Source organism: Pseudoalteromonas sp. TB25 (genome assembly GCF_000497995.1).
Classification (GTDB): Bacteria; Pseudomonadota; Gammaproteobacteria; order Enterobacterales; family Alteromonadaceae; genus Pseudoalteromonas; species Pseudoalteromonas distincta.
Window position 1 is genome coordinate 1 of the sequence record NZ_AUTI01000106.1, and the last position, 685, is coordinate 685.

2 protein-coding genes are annotated in these 685 nt (G+C 41.3%); both read right to left on the bottom strand.

Annotation, left to right across the window (positions count from 1 at the left end):
• Window positions 1–416, bottom strand: a 416-nt coding sequence (locus tag L652_RS0102250) for an SDR family NAD(P)-dependent oxidoreductase (protein WP_024603244.1), incomplete at its 3' end; no start/stop codon positions are given.
• Window positions 417–425: 9 nt separating this feature from the next.
• Window positions 426–685, bottom strand: a 260-nt coding sequence (locus tag L652_RS0102255; protein ID WP_024603245.1) for an NAD-binding protein, incomplete at its 5' end; no start/stop codon positions are given.

The window sequence follows — 685 nt, forward strand, 5'->3', positions numbered from 1 at the left end:
GCTTCCCGCCCTGCTAAAAACACACCGGTCAGGTTTACATCAATAACTGATTGAAATTGCTCAAGAGACATTTTTTTTACCACTTTGCCATCTTTAGCCTTTATAAACATGCCGTCGCGTAAAATACCGGCGTTATTTATAAGCACACCAATGTGGCCAAAATCGCTGTTAATGGTATTAAATACGTTTTCTACTTCGCTCTCATTTGTTACGTTTGCTGCATACCCTTTTATATTGCTAGTTACACCCTCAAGCTGCATTAATTGCATAAGTTGCTCGCGTGCGGTGTTTAATAAGTCTTGTGCCATATCTATTAAAGCAATGTTAGCACCCATAAGTGCAAACTTTTTCGCCATTGCAAAGCCTAAACCTTGTGCGCCACCGGTTATTACTACCGTGTTATTTTTAATTTCCACGCGTTGCTCCTACTTAGAAAACAGTTTAAAAATGGCACTAAAGTCATCACTACCCGCACCTTGGTGCTGTAGCATAGTGTATAAATTTTTAGCCATTGAACCCATTGGGGTTGTTGAATTACTTTGCTGCGCGGCTTCCATGGCAAGTCCTAAATCTTTAGCCATTAAATCAACCATAAAGCCAGGTTTGTAATCGTTACTTGCAGGGGCTGTATCCATTACACCTGGGCAAGGGTTGTAAAGTTCAAGCGTCCAGTTACGGCCAGAAC